General features: G+C 65.2%; 1 protein-coding gene and 1 pseudogene. Both read left to right on the top strand.

All coding sequences use genetic code 11. The features are described from left to right. Positions 1-251 precede the first annotated feature (251 nt). A pseudogene (locus tag BM438_RS44430) lies at positions 252-1,117 on the top strand (tyrosine-type recombinase/integrase). 21 nt (positions 1,118-1,138) lie between these two features. Next, positions 1,139-2,308, top strand: coding sequence for an IS91 family transposase (locus BM438_RS44425; protein ID WP_093647914.1), 1,170 nt, complete (start codon positions 1,139-1,141; stop codon positions 2,306-2,308). Positions 2,309-2,664 lie beyond the last annotated feature (356 nt).

Here is a 2,664-nt window from a genome sequence, read left to right as displayed (position 1 = left end):
GGGTCGGGAGTGTGAGTTCACTGGTGCAGGATGCTGCCGTCGGATTGCTCGATGCCGCCATCGTCAGCAATCAGCCACATTGCTGACGTAGAACCAAGCCGGCCTCAACGTCAGTTAAGGCCGACCGGACTAAACCGCTCGCGCGGTAAGGGGCTCCGGCACGACTCTGGCGGCGAATGAGAGGGTCGTGGCGCCGTTGCTTATGTTGGCGAATGAGGCAATCCGCCTCGTTCTCCAGCAGGAGCCCCATCATGACCTTCTCCGACCCGGGCGTCAGCCCGCTGCGCCGTCGCATGATCGACGACATGCGCATGCGCAAGTTCGCACCCAAGACCCAGTCCACCTATCTGCGTGCCGTACGTGAGTTCGCCCGGTTTCTCGGGCGTTCGCCTGATACCGCCACCGTCGAGGACCTCCGGGGCTACCAGTTGCATCTGGTCGATCACGGCACCTCGCCGGTTTCGCTCAACGCCGCGATCAGCGCACTGAAGTTCTTCTTCGAAGTCACGCTTGGCCAGCCCCAGCTGATGGCCAGGATGCAACCCGTTCGTGTGCCCCGTAAGTTGCCCGTCATACTGAGCCCGGACGAGGTGCGGCGGCTCATCGCGGCAGCCGGGAACCTGAAGCATCAGACCGCGCTGTCGGTCGCCTATGGCGCCGGATTGCGCGTGAGTGAGGTGGTGGCGCTGAAGGTCAGTGACATCGATAGCCAGCGGATGACGCTGCGCATCGAGCAGGGCAAGGGCCGCAAGGACCGCTACGCGATGCTCTCGCCGGTCCTGCTCGAACGCCTGCGGCTCTGGTGGCGCGTTGCCCGTGCATGCTGGATGGCGGGTGGCTGTTTCCCGGGATGGATCCCGTCGACCCACTCAGCACGCGACAGCTGAACCGGGTCGTACACGCTGCCGCCGAGGACGCGCAGATCGACAAGCGCGTCACCATGCACACCCTGCGCCACAGTTTCGCGACGCACCTGCTCGAACAGAAGGTCGACATCCGCGTGATCCAGGTGCTGCTCGGCCACAAGCAGCTCGAGACCACCGCGCTTTATGTGCAGGTGGCCACCGACCTGCTGCGCGAAGTCATCAGTCCGCTGGAGCGTCTGCCCGCCGGGTAACGCGGCGCAGTGCAGTACCCGATGCTGGAGGTCGCGGACATCTTTCGCGCCCAGGGCCCGGTATGGCGACGCACGGTGTCGCTCAGCCTCGGGCAGCTGAAGGTCATGTCAGCCATCGAACAGTGCCGCAGCGCGGCGCTGGGGGGACACGTGCTGCGCTGTTCCGGCTGCGCACAGATCGAGGTTGCCTACAACTCCTGCCGCAACCGCCATTGCCCGAAGTGCCAGGCCAGTGCTGCGCGCCGCTGGCTCGAAGCGCGTCAGGCCGACCTGCTGCCGGTCGGGTACTACCACGTCGTCTTCACGCTGCCTGCGCCCATCAGTGCCATCGCCTGGTACAACAAGGCCGTCATCTACGGGCTGCTGTTCGACATCGCTGCCGAAACGCTACGCACCATCGCCGCCGATCCGAAGCATCTGGGTGCCAACATCGGCGCCACGCTCGTGCTACACACCTGGGGTTCAGCGCTCACGCATCATCCGCACGTGCACGGTATCGTCCCCGGTGGCGGCCTGTCGCCCGATGGTGAGCGGTGGATTGCATGCCGGCCCGGCTTCTTCCTGCCGGTGCGCGTGCTCTCGCGCCTGTTCCGCAGGCGCTTCCTCGAAGCGCTTGCGCAGGCACACCGGTGTGGCAAGCTGCAGTTCTTTGGTGAGTATGCCGGGCTTGCTGACCCGGCTGTCTTTGACCGGTGGCTTGTGCCGCTGCGTGCCTGTGAGTGGGTCGTCTACGCAAAGCGTCCCTTTGCAGGACCCGAAGCGGTGCTCGCGTACCTCTCTCGCTATACGCACCGCGTGGCGATCTCGAACCAGCGCCTGATCTCATCCGATGAACGCGGCGTGACCTTCCGCTGGAAGGACTACCGTGCGAAGGGGCGCACCCGCTACAAGACCATGACCCTCGAAGCCGGCGAGTTCATGCGCCGCTTCCTCCTCCATGTGCTGCCCGGCGGCTTCCATCGTATCCGTCACTACGGACTGCTCGCCAATCCGGTGCGCCGCGCCAGTCTCGCGAAGGTGCGTGAACTGTTGCACGTCGCGCCCAAGGTCAACGCATCACCCCACGAAATCGTCATCGAAGCGCGGCCCGCCTTCATCTGCCGGCACTGCGGCGCACCGATGATCGTCATCGATGTCCTTGCGCGCACCGCACCGATTCGCGCACCACCCACGCGCCGGGGCGAGACATGAGCGCAACTGTTCCTGGACATGCAACCCGACCGTCGGCTCTGCGACAACGCGGCCCACGAGCGGACGTTTGCGCCCGTCCCTTCACGCAGCCCCTCGCACGTCCGCTTCGCCATCACGATTGCGCGACTGCGCCGCTTCGTCACTGCGTCAACGCTGATTCAGCATCCCGCCTGGCCGCGCATCCCGCAACACCGCTGGGCGTCCCGGCCCATCAATCGCCATAGCCCCGAAGACTCCCATTGCATCAGAGCACTCCGCGGTTTCCTCCCTTCAGGTTTATTCAACGCCTGCCCGCACGCGCCGTCGCGCGCCTCCAAGCTCGCAGACATGGGCAGGCGTCGAACAAACCTCAAGAC

Origin of the sequence: Paraburkholderia aspalathi, assembly GCF_900116445.1 — a bacterium.
In the GTDB taxonomy this organism is placed as follows: Bacteria; Pseudomonadota; Gammaproteobacteria; order Burkholderiales; family Burkholderiaceae; genus Paraburkholderia; species Paraburkholderia aspalathi.
This window is presented reverse-complemented; position numbering and strand designations above follow the sequence as displayed.